We start from the raw sequence: 16,444 nt of genomic DNA on the forward strand, positions 1-16,444 counted from the left end.
GCCACGAAGCGCTCCACGGTCCACGGCCCGTCGCACGGCTGTGAGCGCCCGCAGCCACGCTGGTCGAAGCGGATCACCGTGGCCAGGTCGCCGAGCGGGCCGGCCACGTCCTCGGACATCTCCCACAGGCCAGGGCCGCCGTGGCACAGCACCAGCGGCGCGCCCCCGGCCCGACCTCGCCACCCACAGCCGTACGCCGTCGTCGGCCGTCACCGTGCCCGTGCCCGGGAGTCTGCCGGACGGGAGACGCCGACGGGCCGGGTCGTACGACCCGGCCCGTCGGTGCCGCGGGGCTCAGCCCATGTGCGGGTAGGTGTAGTCGGTCGGCGGGACCAGCGTCTCCTTGATGGCGCGGGTCAGGGTCCAGCGCATCAGGTTCTGCGGGGCGCCGGCCTTGTCGTTGGTGCCGGAGGCACGGCCGCCGCCGAAGGGCTGCTGGCCGACGACGGCGCCGGTCGACTTGTCGTTGATGTAGAAGTTGCCGGCCGCGTAGCGGAGCTTGTTCGCGGTGTACGCCGCCGCCGCGCGGTCGTTCGCGATGACCGAGCCGGTCAGGGCGTAGTCGGAGACGGACTCCATCTGCGTCAGCATCTCGTCGTACCGGTCGTCCTCGTAGACGTGCACGGCGATGACCGGGCCGAAGTACTCGGTACGGAAGACCTCGTTCTCGGCGTCGGCGCACTCGATGACGGTCGGGCGGACGAACCAGCCCTCGGAGTCGTCGTACGCGCCGCCCGCGACGATCGTGCAGGTGGGGTCCTCCTTGGCCCGGTCGATGGCGGCCTTGTTCTTGGCGAAGGCACGCTCGTCGATGACGGCACCGATGAAGTTCGACAGGTCGGTGACGTCACCCATCTTGATGCCGTCGACCTCGGCGGCCCACTCCTCCTTGAAGCCGGAGTTCCAGATCGAGGCGGGGATGTACGCGCGGGACGTGGCGCTGCACTTCTGGCCCTGGTACTCGAAGGCACCGCGGGTCAGCGCCGTCTTCAGGATCGCCGGGTCCGCCGACGGGTGGGCGACGAGGAAGTCCTTGCCGCCGGTCTCGCCGACCAGACGCGGGTAGGTGCGGTACTTCTCGATGTTGTTGCCGACCGTCTTCCACAGGTACTGGAAGGTCTTGGTCGAGCCGGTGAAGTGGATGCCGGCGAGGTCGCGGTGCTCCAGGGCGACCTTGGAGACCTCGATGCCGTCGCCGGTGACGAGGTTGATGACGCCCTTGGGCAGGCCCGCCTCCTCCAGCAGCTGCATGAGCAGCACGGCCGCGTGGGTCTGCGTCGGGGACGGCTTCCACACGACCACGTTGCCCATCAGGGCGGGAGCCGTCGGCAGGTTGCCCGCGATGGCGGTGAAGTTGAAGGGCGTGATCGCGTAGACGAAGCCCTCCAGCGGGCGGTGGTCCAGCCGGTTCCACACGCCCGGGGCGTTGGCCGGGGGCTGCTCGGCCAGGAGCTTGCGGGCGTAGGAGACGTTGAACCGCCAGAAGTCGATCAGCTCGCAGGGCGTGTCGATCTCGGCCTGCTGGGCGGTCTTGGACTGGCCGAGCATGGTGGAGGCGGCGAGCGTCTCGCGCCAGGGGCCGGACAGCAGCTCGGCGGCGCGCAGGATGATCGCCGCGCGGTCGTCGAAGGACATCGCGCGCCAGGCGGGCGCTGCGGCCAGGGCCGCGTCGACGGCATCCTGGGCGTCCTGCTGCGTGGCGTTGCGGTACGTGCCGAGCACGGCCTGGTGGTTGTGCGGCTGGACGACCTTGAAGGCCTCACCGCCGCCCATCCGCTTCTCGCCACCGATGGTGCAGGGCAGGTCGACGGGGTTGTCGGCCAGCTCCTTCAGCCTGGCCTCCAGCCGGGCACGCTCGGGCGAGCCGGGGGCATAGCCGTGCACCGGCTCGTTGACGGGGGTGGGGACCTGGGTCACAGCGTCCATGTTTTCCGTAACTCCTTACTGAGCGGTGATTCGGTCTCAGCCCTTGACGAGCCTCAGTCCTTGGTGAGCCTCAGCCCTTGTCGGGCTTCATCCCTCGTTGGGCTCTCAGCCCTTTGTCAGCATCGAGCGGGCGAAGAAGCGCAGGTTGGCCGGCTTCTCCGCGAGTCGCCGCATGAAGTAGCCGTACCAGTCGGTGCCGTATGCCGTGTACACGCGCATCCGGTGACCCTCGGCGGCCAGCCGCAGGTGCTCCTCGGTGCGGATGCCGTAGAGCATCTGGAACTCGTACTCGTCGAGCTTTCGCCCGGCGCGGTGGGCGAGCTCCTGGCCGATGGCGATCAAGCGCGGGTCGTGGGACCCGATCATCGGGTACCCCTCCCCCTCCATCAACGCCCCGAGGATCCGAACGTATGCCCGATCAACCTCGCGTTTGTCCAGATACGCGACCGAGCCAGGCTCCTTGTACGCGCCCTTGACCAGGCGCACCCGGCTGCCGTTCGCGGCGAGGCGGCGGGCGTCGGCCTCGGTGCGGAAGAGGTACGCCTGGATGACGCAGCCCGTCTGCGGGAAGTCCTTCCGCAGCTCCTCGTGGATGGCGAACATCGAGTCGAGGGTGGTGTGGTCCTCGGCGTCCAGGGTGACCGTCGTGCCGATCTCGGCGGCGGCCTCGACGACCGGGCGGACATTGGCCAGGGCCAGTTCGTGGCCGCCGTCCAGCGCCTGCCCGAACATCGACAGCTTCACCGACATCTCGGCGCGGGTGCCGAGCTCCAGCGGCTTCAGGCGGTCGATCAGCTCCAGGTAGGCGTCCCGTGCGGCGGCGGCCTGAGCGGGGTTGGTGATGTCCTCGCCGACGACGTCCATCGTCAGCTCCAGGCCCTGCCCGGTGAGCTCCCGGATGACCGGCACGACGTCGTCGACGTCCTCGCCCGCGATGAATCGGTCGACGACCTGTTTGGTCACCGGGGCCGCCGAAACCAGGCGTCGCATCCGGTCGCTGCGCGACGCGGCGAGAATCACGGGACCCAGCACGGGGCACCTCCAGAGCACAACCAGCGGATGGCCGGACGCCGGGCGGATGACGCTTCGGGTACGGCACGGAGAACCACCGTGAAACCTAAGGATCCCTCCGTTCGTCGGCCATCGACAGCTGTCACGCATCCGTGCCGCAGATCTCAGACAGATGTATGAAGGGTCCTGTGAAGTGCGGGACAATGCCTGGATGACGTCGGAACACAGGGGTGACTACGAGGAACTGGTCGACGAGATCTCGGAGCTGCTCGGGGCGCCCGCGACGCTGGAGAACCGGGACTTCGAGCTGATCGCCTTCGGCGCGTACGACAGTGAGGGCGATCTCGATCCGTCGGCCCTGGACCCGGTGCGCACCCGCTCGATCCTCACCCGCCGCTCCACGGCGGCCGTCCGGGCGTGGTTCGAGGGCTTCGGCATCACGCGTGCGACCGGCCCGGTCCGTATCCCGCCGACGCCGGAGGCCGGGGTGTACCGGGGCCGGATCTGCCTGCCGGTCCGCCACCGGGGCGTGGTTCACGGCTACGTCTGGCTGCTCGACGACGATCCCGGCCCGAGTGAACGCCAGCTGTCCGCCGCCATGCAGGTCACGGCCAGGATCGGCGCGCTGCTGGCGGACGAGGCCCAGCACGGTGCCGACCTCAGCCGCGAACTGCGGGCCGTCCTCACCGCCGACCGCGACTGGCAGCGCGACATGGCCATCGCGGAACTCCGCACCGCCCTCGGCCCCCGCGCCGACGGCCTCCACACGGTGCTCTGCGTCGCCCCCTGGCCCACGGCCGACCCCGACGACGCCCCGTCGGTCCGCACGATGCCGGGCGCGACAGCCCTGTGCACCCTGCCGTGGGGGGCTTCGTCCCAGTGCGTGGCCGTCCTGATCCGCCTGCGCTCGGCGGACGTACTGACTCCGGCGACGACAGCGGCAGCCCGTCTGCTGGAGCGGGCGGGCGGGGGAAGCGTGCCGGGCGGCCCCGCCGCGCGGGCCACGACCGGCACGACCCCGCACGGAGCGACTGGCGGCACCTCGCGGGGAGCGACCGGCACGGGTTCGGGCGGAGCGACCGTCAGTGCTTCGGGCGGGACAACCGGCAGCACTGCGGGCGGAGCGGGCACGGCTTCGGGCGGAGCAACCGCCGACCCCTCGGGCGAAGCGACCGGCAGCGCCTCACGCGGAGCGCCCGGCAACGCCTCGGGCGGAACAACCAGTAGTACCTCAGGCGGAACGACCAGCAGCACCTCACGCCCAGCAACCGGCAACACTTCGGGCGGAACGACCGGCAGCGCCTCACGCGGAGCGACCGGCAATGCCTCGGGCGGAGCCGCTGCCCGTGCCTCGGGCAGGCCTGCCACGGGCACTCCGTCGTCCGGAGCGGGCGGGTCACCCCCTCAGGGACCGGCCGGCGGCCCGCGGGGCGCCTCCGCCGATGCCCGGGCCGGACAGCCGGGAGCCTCCTCCCACGGACCGGCCGGCACCGCTCCGTCCGGCCCGGCCGGCAGCGCCTCGCGCGGAGCCGGCAGCCGCGGCCGCCGGTCTCGCAACGCCCCGCTCCGGCCTCGCCGAGCTGGGAACGGCCTGGCGGGAGGCGTCGGCGGCGGCACGGGCCGCGTCGGCCGAGCCCCGGCTGGGGCCCGTCGCCCAGCGGGCGTCGATCGGGCCGTTCCGGCTGCTCACCGCGCTGCCGCCGGAGGTGGCCTGTGCCGGCCGGGGCGGTGGTGGTACCCACAGTGCTGGCTGCGGCCCAGGCGTACGGGGACTCCTTCCCGTCTGCGTCCCTGTCCCGGGCCGTGGACCTCGCGCTCGCCCCGCCGTGGCTCGCCGCCGCGGCCGCCGTGTGCGGGGCACTGCCGGCCGTCGTCGCCCTGGTCTTCCGTATGGTGGCGCCTCTCGCGCGCAGACAGTGGGCGTCCGCGCCGGCGCCCGAGGCACGCCGGATGGCGGAGTGACGCCTACGCGCCCCGCACCGGACCGGATCCGCCTGTAGCGGGACCGGTCCGGGCGTGGCCGGCCGCGCGGCGGTCGAGCAGCCCGGCCAGCACCCGGTCCGGCGTCAGGGGGAGTTCACGGAAGCGGACGCCGGTGGCGTGGTAGACCGCGTTGCCGATCGCCGCGGCCGTCCCGACGATGCCGATCTCCCCGATCCCCTTGCTGCCCATGGGATTGAGACAGGGATCGTCCTCGTCCAGCCAGTGCGCCTCGATCGCGGCGACGTCGGCGTGCACCGGCACGTGATACGACGCCAGATCCGACTCCGTGAAGTCACCGAACGCGGCGTCCATCGTGCTCCCCTCGGTCAGCGCCATGCCCAGGCCCATCGTCATGCCGCCGACGAACTGGGAGCGTGCGGTACGGGCGTTGAGGATGCGCCCCGCGGCGTATGTCCCGAGCAGCCGGCCGACCCGGACCTCGCCGGTGACCGTGTCCACGGCGACTTCGGCGAAGTGCGCCCCGAAGGCGTGCCGCGCCCAGTCGCTCTCGGCGTCCGCCGAGCCCTGGGTGTCGGCGCGGGTGTCGAGGCCCTGCTCGGGCAGCGGTCCCGGGTGCTCGGCCAGCCGCCGCGCCAGCCGGGCGCCGGCCTCGTGGACCGCCCAGCCCCAGGAGGCGGTGCCGGACGAGCCGCCGGCCAGTGGCGCCGACGGGAGCTCGGTGCTGCCGACCTCGATCCGCACCCGCTCCAGGGGCACGCCGAGGGCGTCGGCGCCGACCTGCGCGAGCACGGTCCGGGCCCCCGTACCGATGTCCGTGGCGTTGATCCGCACCAGGAACGTGCCGTCGGGCAGTGCGCGGGCCGACGCCGTGGCGGGCGACACCATGACGGGATACGTCGCCGCCGCCACACCCGTCCCCAGCACCAGAGGTCCTTCCCGGCGGGAGCCCGGCCGGGGATCGCGCCCGGCCCACCCGAAGCGGCGGGCGCCCTCACGCAGACACTCCACCAGGTGCCGGCTGCTGAACGGCTTGCCGCTGTCGGGTTCGGCGTCCGGTTCGTTGCGGACGCGCAGTTCGACCGGGTCCATGCCCAGTTCGCCGGCGAGTTCGTCCATGGCGGACTCCAGCGCGTACATCCCCGGGGCTTCGCCCGGCGCCCGCATCCACGACGGCGAGGGTACGTCCAGCGCCGCGACCCGGTGCTCCGTACGGCTGTGGGGCGACGCGTACATCACGCGCGCCGGGACCGCCGCCTGCTCCACGAACTCCTTGATCCGGGAGGTGTGCGTCGTGACCTCGTGCACGAGGGAGGTGAGGCGTCCGTCAGCGTCGGCGCCGAGCCGCAGCCGGTGCAGGGTGGGCGCACGATGCCCGACGACAGCGGGCAGATACCGGCGGGGCAGTGCCACCGTGACAGCCCGACCGGTCTGCCGCGCCGCCATCACGGCGAGCACCACGTCCGGCCGTGGCGTGCCCTTGGAACCGAAGCCGCCGCCGACGTGCTCGGCGGTGACGACGATCCGCTCCTCGGGAATGCCGAACAGCCCGGCGAGCACGCCCCGCACGGCACCGGCGCCCTGGCTGGAGGTGTGCACGGTGAGCCGGCCGTCGTCCCAGCGGGCGGTGCTGGCGTGCGGCTCCATGGGATGGTTGTGCAACGGCGGCACCCGGTAGGCGACATCGACCCGGGCGGCCGAGGAACCGAACGCGCCGTCGGGGTCGCCCCGTTCGCGGACGGCCGGATAGCCGGCGCCTGCCTCCTCGGGGACGTACACACCCGGGTGCGACGCGGTGAGGGTCACATCGTGTTCCTCGGCGGCGTAGTCGACGCGGACCGCGGCGGCACCGGCCCGCGCCGCCTCCAGGGTCTCGGCCACCACCAGGGCCACGAACCAGCCGCGGTGCGGAACCCGGGGGTTCTGGAGCACGGCGAGCGTGGGATCGTCCGGCTCGGCGAGCCGCGGCGCGTTCTCGTGGGTGAGGACGGTGAGCACACCGGGTACGGCCAGGGCGGCCGCCGTGTCGACGCCGGTCACCCGGCCCCGGGCGACAGCCGCCGGCACGGGCCACGCCTGGGCCCGGCCGGGGCAGTGGTACTCGGCGGCGTAGCGGGCGGTGCCGCTGACCTTCTCCCGTCCCTCCCGGCGCTCGGCGGGGGCTCCCACGCTGCCGGTCATGAAGTCCTCCTCCTCAGCGCCGCGTCCGCGAGCCGGGACAGCACGTCCACGGCGATCCCCCGGGCCAGCGGCACCTTGTAGGCGTTGTCGCGCAGCGGCTGCGCCGCGGACAGTTCCAGGCCGACCGCGTGCTCGAACGCGGCGGCGGTCGGAGCCGCACCCAGCAGCGCCTCCTCCGCCCGCCGGGCCCGCCACGGCCGGTGCGCCAGCGCCCCGAACGCGAGCCCCACGTCGGCGACCACACCGTCCGACACCCGCAGCACGGCCGCGACGGACGCGAGCGCGAAGGCGTACGAGGCGCGGTCGCGGGCTTTGCGGTACGCCGACGGCAGCCCGGCCGTGCCGACCGGCAGCACCACGCCGGTGACGAGTTCGCCGGCGCGGATCTCGGTGTCCTGTTCCGGCCGGTCCCCGGGCAGCCGGTGGAAGTCCGCCGCCGCGACACTCCGGGCGCCCTCGGGGCCGTACAGCTCGACACGCCCGTCCAGAGCGGCCAGCGCCACCGCCATGTCCGACGGATGGGTGGCGATGCAGTGCTCGGAGTGCCCCAGCACCGCGTGATCACGGTGGACTCCGCCCCGCGCGCCGCAGCCGCTGCCCGGCTCGCGCTTGTTGCACGGCTTCGCCAGGTCCTGGAAGTAGGGGCACCGGGTGCGCTGGAGGAGGTTTCCGCCGGTCGTCGCCGCGTTGCGCAACTGTCCCGAGGCGCCCGCGAGTACCGCCTGCGACAGCGCCGGGTACCGGTCGCGCACGAGGGGGTGGGCCGCGAGGTCGCTGTTGCGGACCATCGCCCCGATCCGCAGCGCACCGTCCGGCAGCTCCTCCACCGCGTCCAGCGGCAGACGCGTGACGTCGACGAGGGCGGCGGGCCGTTCGACGCCGAGCTTCATCAGATCGACGAGGTTGGTGCCGCCGCCGAGATAACGGGCACCGGCGTGGGAGGCGTACGCGGCGGTCGCCTCCTCGACGCTCCCGGCGCGGACGTAGGCGAACTCCTTCACGGGATCACGTCCTCCACGGCCTCGACGATCCGGGGATACGCACCGCACCGGCACAGGTTGCCGCTCAGCCGCTCCCGGATCTCCGCCCGGTCCAGCGGCACCGGCTCGGCCGAGGGCGTCGCCGGGTCGGTGACGTGCGAGGGGTGACCGGCCGCCGCCTCGGCGAGCATGCCGGCCGCGGAGCAGATCTGCCCCGGGGTGCAGTAGCCGCACTGGAAGGCGTCACGTTCCAGGAAGGCCCGTTGCAGCGGGTGCGGTTCCTCCCCGTCGCCGGAGAGCCCCTCGACGGTCGTGACCTCACAGCCGTCCAGGGTGACCGCGAACAGCAGACAGCTGTTGACGCGCCGTCCGTCCACCAGGACCGTGCAGGCGCCGCACTGGCCGTGGTCGCAGCCCTTCTTGGCGCCCGTGAGGTCCAGATCCTCCCGCAGGAGGTCCAGCAGGACCCGCCGGTGGTCGACGGTGAGGGTGTGGGGTTTGCCGTTGACGCGGAGCGTCGTCTCCGAGTGGTGCTGGTCGTTTCCCATGTCGTGGAGGACCTTCCCGGACGGGCCGTGGTGCCGTACGGACGCGTATCCACCAGACCACGACTGACACGTGTGCCCCGTCAGGACGGCCTCTAGTGCTCGTCCCGGGACGGGGCCACGGGCCGCTGGGTCCTGCCCTTGAAGCGTTCGAACGTGCGTGTGAGGTGTTGCAGCGGAGACGCCACGGGAGTGTCGGAGGGCCGCTGCCGCACGGGAGCGGCCTCGGCGGACTCCTGGTAGGAGGCCAGGGCCTCGTGGGCGCGTTCGGCCGCCTCCCGGTACAGGTCGCGTGACTTCGTCATGGCCTCGAGCGCCTCGGCGTACATGGCCACCAGTCCCCGCTGACGTTCCAGCTCCTCCTGGAGAGTCAGCAGGTGCCAGTCCTCCCGCAGCGCGGTGAGGGCCTCCTCGGCGCCGTCGGGCAGTGGTCTCGGCAGCGCGGCGTACCGCGTCACCGCGTCGACGAGGTCGGTGGGCTCCGAGCCGTCGAGGAAGACCGCGCGGACGGAGAAGTCCTCGGCCTCGTAACCGTCCGGCGCCGGGGTGCCGGGCAGTACCGCGGCACCGCCGCGCGGCACCTGGACCCCCAGATCGCGCAGGGCCCAGTTGAGGCCCCGGTGCTGCTGGGGCGCGGCGCGGTGCTCCACCACACGGTGCCGCAGGCCCGGCGGGAGCCACCGCGCCACCGGCACCCGGCCTCGCTCGTCCGTGGTCATCGCCTCGTGGACGACCACATGGATGTGCCACCCGCCGCGCACCGCGTTCCTGAACAGGCGCCGCGTCTCCTTGTCGTCGTGGGGGAGCGGATTGATCTCCCGCAGGGACAGCTCCGCGACGCCGTCCCGGTCCCAGGCGACGTCCGGCTCCTCCGGCCAGAACAGCCCGGCGGGCGACGGCCAGTCGTCGCTCCACGGCTGTTCGGCCTCCGCGACCAGCATCCACTCCTGCCCGCCGTCCGGCCCGGGCGTCACGCCGATCCGGGCCCGTACGGTCACCGTCTCGTCGACCCGCCAGCGGGCTTCGAAGACCCGCTGTGCCGGGGCGCCCTCGGTCCCGGCCTCGGTCTCGGCCTCGGGCAACTCCAGAAAGTCGTCGATGGCCTGACTTCGCTTGCGCTGCTCCAGCGAGCGCCGGAGAACGTCTTCCGCGGCGCCTTCGGCATGGCGGCCGCGAGCCAGCCACACCGTGGCGGGAGTCATGGGGCGGACGGAGGGGGAGGTCGGCATGGGTCCAACTGTGAACGGGGGCAGGTGCGCGTGCCAGTATCGTCGCCGCAGGCCGACGGGCATAACCCGGGGTCACGTACGGCGCAGCGCCCTGCGGCACCCGGCGGCGCGAGGGGGCAGTACCGGGTGCGCGGAGGCGCGCGGCGCGCACGGGGTGTGAGCGCCGCGCGCACACCGGCGGATCACACTCGTGGCCCCACCGGCACCCGGTCCCGACAATGGTCCGCACGAGCAGGGCCCGCCCACCATCCGCATCGGGGCGGGTCCTGCTCGCTTGCCCCATCGGCGCATCCGCCGGTCAACGCGGTCGGCGGACTTCGAGGAAGTCGGACTTGCGGATCTTTCCGTGGACGCCCTTCACTCCGTCGACGACCTGGGAGACCGCGAAGTCGCCTGCCGCGCTGAGGTACGCCATCGCCAGATGGCGGTCTACGCCGTAGTCGGTCGCGAGCAGGTCCAGCGCGCAGCGCACGCAGTCGCGCATCGCCTCGTCCAGATCCTCGTCCAGGCCGATCGGCACAAGGTAGTCGTCCGTCTCGGCGAACGGGGCGACGCGGCCGTGACCGGGCCGCAGAGCCGCACCACCCGGCACCACCTCGAGCTTCACGGTGGCGCGCAGCGACGCCTCGAACGCCGTGAGGGCGATCTCGCCGTCGCCCTGCGCGAAGTGAGGGTCCCCGAAGTAGACCAGCGCGTCGTCGACCTGTACCGGGAGGAACAGGGTGGTGCCCTCGCCGAGCAGGGAGACGTCGATGTTGCCCCCGTGACGCCCGGGTGGCACCGAGTGCGGCCGCTCGTTCCCGGGCACCGCCACGCCCATCACGCCGAGGAACGGCCTCAGCGGGAAGCGCAGTGAGCCGCGGGAAGCGTCCGCCGGGTCCACCGCCATCCGGCCCCAGGCGCCACGGCGGCCCGCCTGAGCGGTCGCGAAGGTGAATACGGGACCGGGCAGCGACGGCATCTCGCCGGGGAGTGCGCCGAAGCCGTGCCGTGCGGAGACCATGCCGTACGGAACCCGGGGCGTGAGGCCGAGGACGGTCACGGCGAGCAGATCGCCGGGCCGGGCGCCGGCCACGGCGATGGGTCCCGTGACGAGGTGCGGCCCGTCATCGTCGAAGTCGTGCGGCACACCGGAGTCCGCCACCTGCTGGGCGTCGTCGAGCACATGGGCGCCACTGACGCCGTAGCGGGCGAAGAACTCACGCGGGTCGCGGCCCTGGTCCTCCAGAACCCCCTCGTGGCTGAGCGTGTCGACCGTGACGACCGAACCCGGTTGTACGACCGCGCACGGTGCGTCCGCCTCGCACGGAAGGCGACCCCACAGGGTGTTTCCCGGCGTGGCCGGGACGTAGGTCGTCGACGCGATCGCTCCATGGCCGGGCTGGAGGATCGGGAAGCCGGTCGCGGCAACGTCGAGGACGGGTGAGTCGGTCGCTGGCATGGGCCGCCTTTCGTGAAGCGGAAGGGATGCCCCGACGCTAGGAAGGTCCCGTTGCCGTGGTGTTTCCTGTGGAGGTCCGCGCCGTAAAGCTGTCTCGCATGACAACACGGCATCTCGCAATGTTGGGGCAGAGGGTGTTGCGGCTGATGGTGGCCGGCCCATGCGGCAGCCGACGGGTGCCAGGAGGCCGGCCGACGGATGTGGGCCGCCGGCCGACCGGCGCTCAGAGGTCCAGGACGAGCCGGTCGCCCTGGCAGCGGCCGACGCAGATCATCATCGAACGCCCGGCAAGGCGTTCCTTTTCGTTGAGCACGGAATCCCGGTGCTCCGGCGTACCGGCGAGCACACGGGTCTCGCAAGCGCCGCAGTACCCCTTCTCGCAGTCGTAGGACAGGCCGCTCACGGCATCGCGCAGCACCTCGATGAGGCGGCGGTCGGCCGGCACGGTGAGCGTGACTCTCGTGCGCGCGAGCTGGACCTCGAAGGGCCGGTTCGCCGCGGCGTCGAACGCCGTCTCCAGGTCGTCGCCCGCGGTGAAACGCTCCAGGTGCAGCCGGTCGGTGAGGCCCAGGCGGGCGCACTCGTGCTCGACGGCCGCCAGCATCGGCGCCGGTCCGCACGCGTAGACCGCGGTGTCCGCGTCCAGCCCGCCCAGCAGCCTAGGGAGGTCCGGCAGCCCGGCCTCGTCCTGTGGGAGCAGGGTGAGCGCGTCGCCGGCGACGGCGGCGAGCTCGTCGGCGAACGCCATCGTGGAGCGGGTGCGTCCGCCGTACACGACGGTGAAGGGCGTGCCGCGTCCGGCGGCCTCGCGGACCATCGCGAGGATCGGTGTGACACCGATGCCGCCGGCGAGGAACAGGTAGGACGACGCAGGCGTGAGCGGGAAGTGGTTGCGCGGCCCGCGTATCGCGAACGTGGCTCCCGTGCGGGCCAGTTCGTGGAGTTCCACCGACCCGCCCCGGCCCCGGGGCTCGCGCAGGACGCCGATGCGCCACGTCGTGGCGTCGGCGGGGTCACCGCACAGCGAGTACTGACGCAGCCGGCCCGAGGGCAGACGCAGCTCGACGTGCGCGCCGGGCCGCCACGCGGGGAGTTCGCCTCCGTCCGGCAGGCCGAGGTCGACGGCGACGACGCCCTCGGCCGCCACCCGCACCGCGGTCACCCGCAGCGGGGCGGGCGTGCTCAGCGCGCGGACCGTTTCCGCCGACGCGGTCGCCCGGGGGCCCGGCTTGAAGACCGCCGGGACCGCGTCCCAGCCGGACTGATTGCCGCGCGTCGGGTAGGGAACGAGCCCCTCCTCGATCACCCGGTAGTCGGGCAGCCGGGTCAGGACCTGCGTCATCATCGCGCGGAACATGGCCCGGGCGAGGTGCGCGCCGGCACACCGGTGCGAGCCGATCCCGAAGCTGAGGTGCCGACTGGCGTCGCGGTCCAGCCGTACCCGCTCGGGGTCGGGGAACACGGCGGGGTCGTGGTTCGCGGCGACCCACGGGATCAGCACCCGGTCGCCCGAGCGCATCGGGCGGCCGCCGACCTCGACGTCCTGGGTGACGGTACGCGCCATCGACTGCGACGGGGCGAAGGTGCGGAGGAACTCCTCGGTCGCGGTGTCCAGCAGATCCAGGGAGTCGATCAGCCTCTGCCGCTGCTCGGGGTGGCGGGCGAGATGGACGAGCGTGGATCCGGTCAGGGAGGTGGTGGTGTCGACGCCGCCGGCGATGAGCAGGCCGATCACCGACACCAGCTCGTCCTCGCCGAACTCGCTGCCGTCGCCGCGCCGGCCGGCCAGCAGCGTGGTGACCGCGTCGGCCCGTGGTGCCGAGCGGCGCTCGGCGATCAGCTCGCGGATACGCCGGTCCATGTAGGCCAGTCCGGCGGCCCCGCGCGCGGCGCGCTCGCTGCCGGCCGGCGCGGCGAAGATGTCGTGGATCGGCCCGGCCAGCTTCGCCCAGTCCTCCTGGGGGAAACCGAGCCAGTCCAGGGTGACCGCGGCCGGCAGCGGGTTGGTGAGGTCGCGGACGAAGTCGCAGGAGCCGAGTTCGATGAAGTCGTCCACGACGCGGGCCGCGTGGCGCTCGATCATGGGTACCAGCTGCTCGACCGCCGCCGGGGTCAGCAGCGGGTTGATCAGCTGCCGGTACTCGGTCGAACGCGGCGGGTCGAGCTCGATCGGATACTGCTCCAGCCCCGGTCCTTTGGGGATGACGATGCCGACCCCTTGCCCGCCGTGGTCGCTGCGGGCCGAGGAGAACGTCGCGTCGTCGCGGGCGACGCGGGCCACATCGGCGTACCGCGTCGTGAAGTGGAAGCCGCCATGGGCGGCGGAGCGGCCTACCGGGCAGGTCTCGCGGAAGCGCGCGTAGTAGGCGACCGGATCGGCGTTGGCCTCGTCGGAGTGGTGGTCGAAGTCGATGTCGGAGGTGATGTCGGCGGACATGGTGGGCACGCTCCACGTGCTCGGACCTGTGCGCGGTGTTGTCCGGCCGCGCCACCGGAAGTCTGCTGCCTCATCGGCGTCGGTCACCCTAAGGTGCCGCCGCCACGGGTGACAACGTCTCGTGGACGGAGCTGCCGGTGCTCAGAAGGTCAGCACGGCTTTGCCGACCGAGCCGGACCGGACGGCCGCGACGGCCTCGTTGATCTGCTCGAACGGGAAGTAGGTGATCATCTTCTCGACCGGGAACCGGCCCTTGGCGTTGAGTTCGAGCAACTTCGGCAGGAACAGCTGCGGCAGGCTGGACCCGGCGATGATGCCGGTGACGGTGCGCCCGTTGAGGATGCTGCGCCACTCGAAGCTCATCGACTCGCTGGGGCCGATGCCGATGACACCGGCGCGGCCGAGCGGCCCGAGAGCCTCCACCGCGGTGCGCAGGACGCCCTCGCGCCCGGTCGTGTCGATCACGAAGTCGAAGCCCCCGGGGACGAGGGCCGCCAGCTGCTCGGCGACCGCCCCGGCCGAGGAGTCGACGGTGTGCGTCGCTCCGAAGCCGCGGGCCGCCTCCAGTTTGGCCGGGTTCACGTCGACGGCGGCGACGACCTCGCAGCCGCTCAGCGATGCGGCGATGATCGCGGCCACGCCGACGGCCCCTGCCCCGAAGACCGCGATCGACGAGCCGGGGCGCGGCTGCAGAACGTTGAGCACGCCGCCGGCCCCGGTCTGGAAACCGCAGCCGAAGGGCCCCGCCCGCAGCAGATCCAGCGACGGGTCGATCTTCACCACCGCCCGCTCCGGTGCGACGACGTGACCGGCGAACGACGACTGCCCGAGGAAGTGGGCGTTGACCTCCCGCCCCTCGTGGGTCACCGCCGTGGAGCCGTCGGGCCGGCGGCCGGAGAAGTTCACCGCGTCGAAGTCGCGGCAGTAGGCGGGCGAGCCGGTACGGCACAGCGCGCACGCGCCGCACGACGTGAAGGACATGGCGACGTGGTCGCCCGCGCGTACGGAGGTGACGTGGGCGCCGACCCTCTCGACGACGCCCGACCCTTCGTGGCCGAGCAGCGCGGGCGTGGGGAAGAAGCCGGCGAACTCGAGGTCGGTACCGCAGATGCCGACGCCCGCGACGCGGACGAGCACCTCGTCCGGGCGGGGCTCGTCGAGGTCCACCTCCGTCAGGACGAACGGTTGTCCGGGGTGCTCCAGCAGAGCGGCGGTGGCACGCACAGGGCCTCCTCGTTGCCTCACATTGCGAGACCGCATATTGACATGCGCGACATGACCGGTCAAGGTTCGGCCTATGGCGGCTGTTGACTTCCCTTCTTCCCAGCACTTCATCGACGGCGAGTGGGTCCCGGCCCGCGACGGCGGCACGCTGGACGTCCTCGATCCGGCCACCCGGCAGGTGATCACCCAGGTGGCCCGCGCGGGCGGCGCCGATGTCGAGGACGCGGTCGTCGCGGCGCGCCGCGCGTTCCCCGGCTGGGCGGCGACCAACCCCAGCGAGCGCGGGGCGCTGATCCGGCGCTGGGCCGACTTGATCATCGCCGAGGTCGAGGCCCTCGCGGCCGTCGAGGCCCAGGACGTGGGCAAGCCACTGTCCGGGGGGCGGATGAACATCTACATCGCCCACGGCATCATCGACTACTTCGCCGGCGCGGCCGACAAGCTCACCGGAGTCACGCTGCCCACCCGCAGCCCCGACTACCTGGGCTACACGGTTCCCGAGCCGTACGGCGTGTGCGCCGTCGTCATCCCGTGGAACGTTCCTGCCGTGCTCACCGCCGCGAACGTCGCGCCGGCGCTCGCCGCGGGCAACACGGTCGTTCTCAAGCCGTCCGAGATCGCGCCGCTGGCGCCGTTCGCACTCGCCGAACTCGCCCGGCGCGCCGGCTTCCCGCCAGGGGTGATCAACGTCGTCGCGGGCCTCGGCCCGGAGGCGGGCGTCGCGCTCACCTCGCACCCGGACGTCGACCACATCAGTTTCGTCGGCTCCACCGCCACCGGGCGGGCGATCATGGCGGCCGCCGCACAGAACCTCGTCCCGGTGAAACTGGAACTCGGCGGCAAGTCCCCGAACGTGCTCTTCGCCGACGCCGATCTCGACACTGCCATCCCGGCGATCGTCGCCTCGATCACCGAGAACGCGGGGCAGAACTGCTACGCCGGTTCCCGGCTGCTCGTTCAGGCCTCGGTGCACGACGAGGTCGTGGAGCGGGTCGCCGCCGCCATGGCCGCGGTCAAGACCGGGCCCTGGGAAGCCGACCTGGACATGGGCCCGCTGGTCAGTGCCGCGCAGTTCGCCCGCGTCAGCGGCTTCCTCAAGGACGCACGGCGCGAGGGCGCGCGGCTGGTCACCGGTGGAGCACCCGTCGGCGACGGGTGGTTCGTCCGGCCGACCGTGTACGACCGGGTGGACGCGGACATGCGCGTCGCCCGCGAGGAGATCTTCGGCCCGGTCCTCGCCGTGCAGTCCTTCCGCGACGCCGCCGAGGCGACCGAGCAGATGAACGCCACCGACTTCGGCCTGCTGGCCTGCATCTGGACCAACGACGTCTCCCGGGCCCTGCGGCTGGCGAAGGACGTCCGCTCCGGGCAGGTGGCGGTCAACCAGTTCCACGACGCCGGAGTGATCGGCTTCCCGTTCAACATGCAGAAGGACAGCGGCTTCAGCCGGGGCGGCGGGTACACGGCGCTGCGCGAATACACCCAGGAGAAGGGCGTGGCCATCCGGCTGCTGGCCCGCTGAGACAGGA

At 72.7% G+C, this 16,444-nt stretch carries 11 protein-coding genes and 1 pseudogene; 3 read left to right on the plus strand and 9 right to left on the minus strand.

Features of this window, described 5'->3' with window-relative positions:
* Positions 1–294: 294 nt before the first annotated feature.
* On the minus strand, positions 295–1,926 hold the full coding sequence (pruA, locus tag AOQ53_RS30020) for an L-glutamate gamma-semialdehyde dehydrogenase (protein WP_059421994.1): 1,632 nt from the start codon (positions 1,924–1,926) through the stop codon (positions 295–297).
* 105 nt (positions 1,927–2,031) lie between these two features.
* A complete protein-coding gene (locus tag AOQ53_RS30025) occupies positions 2,032–2,958 on the minus strand; it encodes a proline dehydrogenase family protein (RefSeq protein ID WP_059421996.1) in 927 nt (308 codons plus the stop codon).
* 190 nt (positions 2,959–3,148) lie between these two features.
* Here AOQ53_RS30025 and AOQ53_RS46705 point away from each other — a divergent pair.
* Both AOQ53_RS46705 and AOQ53_RS44935 read left to right on the plus strand, forming a co-directional pair.
* Positions 3,149–3,946, plus strand: a pseudogene (locus AOQ53_RS46705) (PucR family transcriptional regulator); the annotation flags it as partial.
* Between the two features lie 734 nt (positions 3,947–4,680).
* Positions 4,681–4,899, plus strand: coding sequence for a hypothetical protein (locus tag AOQ53_RS44935; protein WP_167745779.1), 219 nt, complete (start codon positions 4,681–4,683; stop codon positions 4,897–4,899).
* Between the two features lie 3 nt (positions 4,900–4,902).
* On the opposite strand, the gene AOQ53_RS30045 is transcribed toward AOQ53_RS44935, so the two are convergent.
* The 7 genes from AOQ53_RS30045 to AOQ53_RS30075 form a co-directional block, all read right to left on the minus strand.
* Positions 4,903–7,059: a xanthine dehydrogenase family protein molybdopterin-binding subunit gene (locus AOQ53_RS30045; RefSeq protein WP_059422003.1), complete on the minus strand. Its 2,157-nt coding sequence runs from the start codon at positions 7,057–7,059 to the stop codon at positions 4,903–4,905.
* Positions 7,056–8,060, minus strand: a complete 1,005-nt coding sequence (locus AOQ53_RS30050) for an FAD binding domain-containing protein (RefSeq protein ID WP_059422004.1) — start codon at positions 8,058–8,060, stop codon at positions 7,056–7,058. Before AOQ53_RS30050 ends, AOQ53_RS30045 begins: the two co-directional genes overlap by 4 nt.
* Positions 8,057–8,587: a (2Fe-2S)-binding protein gene (locus AOQ53_RS30055; RefSeq protein ID WP_059422006.1), complete on the minus strand. Its 531-nt coding sequence runs from the start codon at positions 8,585–8,587 to the stop codon at positions 8,057–8,059. Before AOQ53_RS30055 ends, AOQ53_RS30050 begins: the two co-directional genes overlap by 4 nt.
* A gap of 92 nt (positions 8,588–8,679) precedes the next feature.
* On the minus strand, positions 8,680–9,813 hold the full coding sequence (locus AOQ53_RS30060) for a hypothetical protein (RefSeq protein ID WP_059422008.1): 1,134 nt from the start codon (positions 9,811–9,813) through the stop codon (positions 8,680–8,682).
* Positions 9,814–10,111: 298 nt separating this feature from the next.
* Positions 10,112–11,254, minus strand: coding sequence for an acetamidase/formamidase family protein (locus tag AOQ53_RS30065; RefSeq protein WP_059422010.1), 1,143 nt, complete (start codon positions 11,252–11,254; stop codon positions 10,112–10,114).
* A gap of 223 nt (positions 11,255–11,477) precedes the next feature.
* On the minus strand, positions 11,478–13,691 hold the full coding sequence (locus AOQ53_RS30070) for a cytochrome P450/oxidoreductase (RefSeq protein ID WP_059422012.1): 2,214 nt from the start codon (positions 13,689–13,691) through the stop codon (positions 11,478–11,480).
* Positions 13,692–13,832: 141 nt separating this feature from the next.
* Complete coding sequence (locus AOQ53_RS30075; protein WP_059422015.1) at positions 13,833–14,915, minus strand: NAD(P)-dependent alcohol dehydrogenase; 1,083 nt, start codon at positions 14,913–14,915, stop codon at positions 13,833–13,835.
* 73 nt (positions 14,916–14,988) lie between these two features.
* On the opposite strand from AOQ53_RS30075, the gene AOQ53_RS30080 reads away from it, so the two are divergent.
* A complete protein-coding gene (locus AOQ53_RS30080; protein ID WP_059422017.1) occupies positions 14,989–16,437 on the plus strand; it encodes an aldehyde dehydrogenase family protein in 1,449 nt (482 codons plus the stop codon).
* Positions 16,438–16,444 lie beyond the last annotated feature (7 nt).

This window comes from Streptomyces azureus (assembly GCF_001270025.1).
Classification (GTDB): domain Bacteria; phylum Actinomycetota; class Actinomycetes; order Streptomycetales; family Streptomycetaceae; genus Streptomyces; species Streptomyces azureus.

Bases quoted from the DNA above. Each gene is read 5' to 3' on its own strand.
- pruA (WP_059421994.1), bottom strand. From the start codon at position 1,926: ATGGACGCTGTGACCCAGGTCCCCACCCCCGTCAACGAGCCGGTGCAC.
- AOQ53_RS30045 (WP_059422003.1), bottom strand. From the start codon at position 7,059: ATGACCGGCAGCGTGGGAGCCCCCGCCGAGCGCCGGGAGGGACGGGAG.
- AOQ53_RS30055 (WP_059422006.1), bottom strand. From the start codon at position 8,587: ATGGGAAACGACCAGCACCACTCGGAGACGACGCTCCGCGTCAACGGC.
- AOQ53_RS30060 (WP_059422008.1), bottom strand. From the start codon at position 9,813: ATGCCGACCTCCCCCTCCGTCCGCCCCATGACTCCCGCCACGGTGTGG.
- AOQ53_RS30065 (WP_059422010.1), bottom strand. From the start codon at position 11,254: ATGCCAGCGACCGACTCACCCGTCCTCGACGTTGCCGCGACCGGCTTC.
- AOQ53_RS30070 (WP_059422012.1), bottom strand. From the start codon at position 13,691: ATGTCCGCCGACATCACCTCCGACATCGACTTCGACCACCACTCCGAC.
- AOQ53_RS30080 (WP_059422017.1), top strand. From the start codon at position 14,989: ATGGCGGCTGTTGACTTCCCTTCTTCCCAGCACTTCATCGACGGCGAG.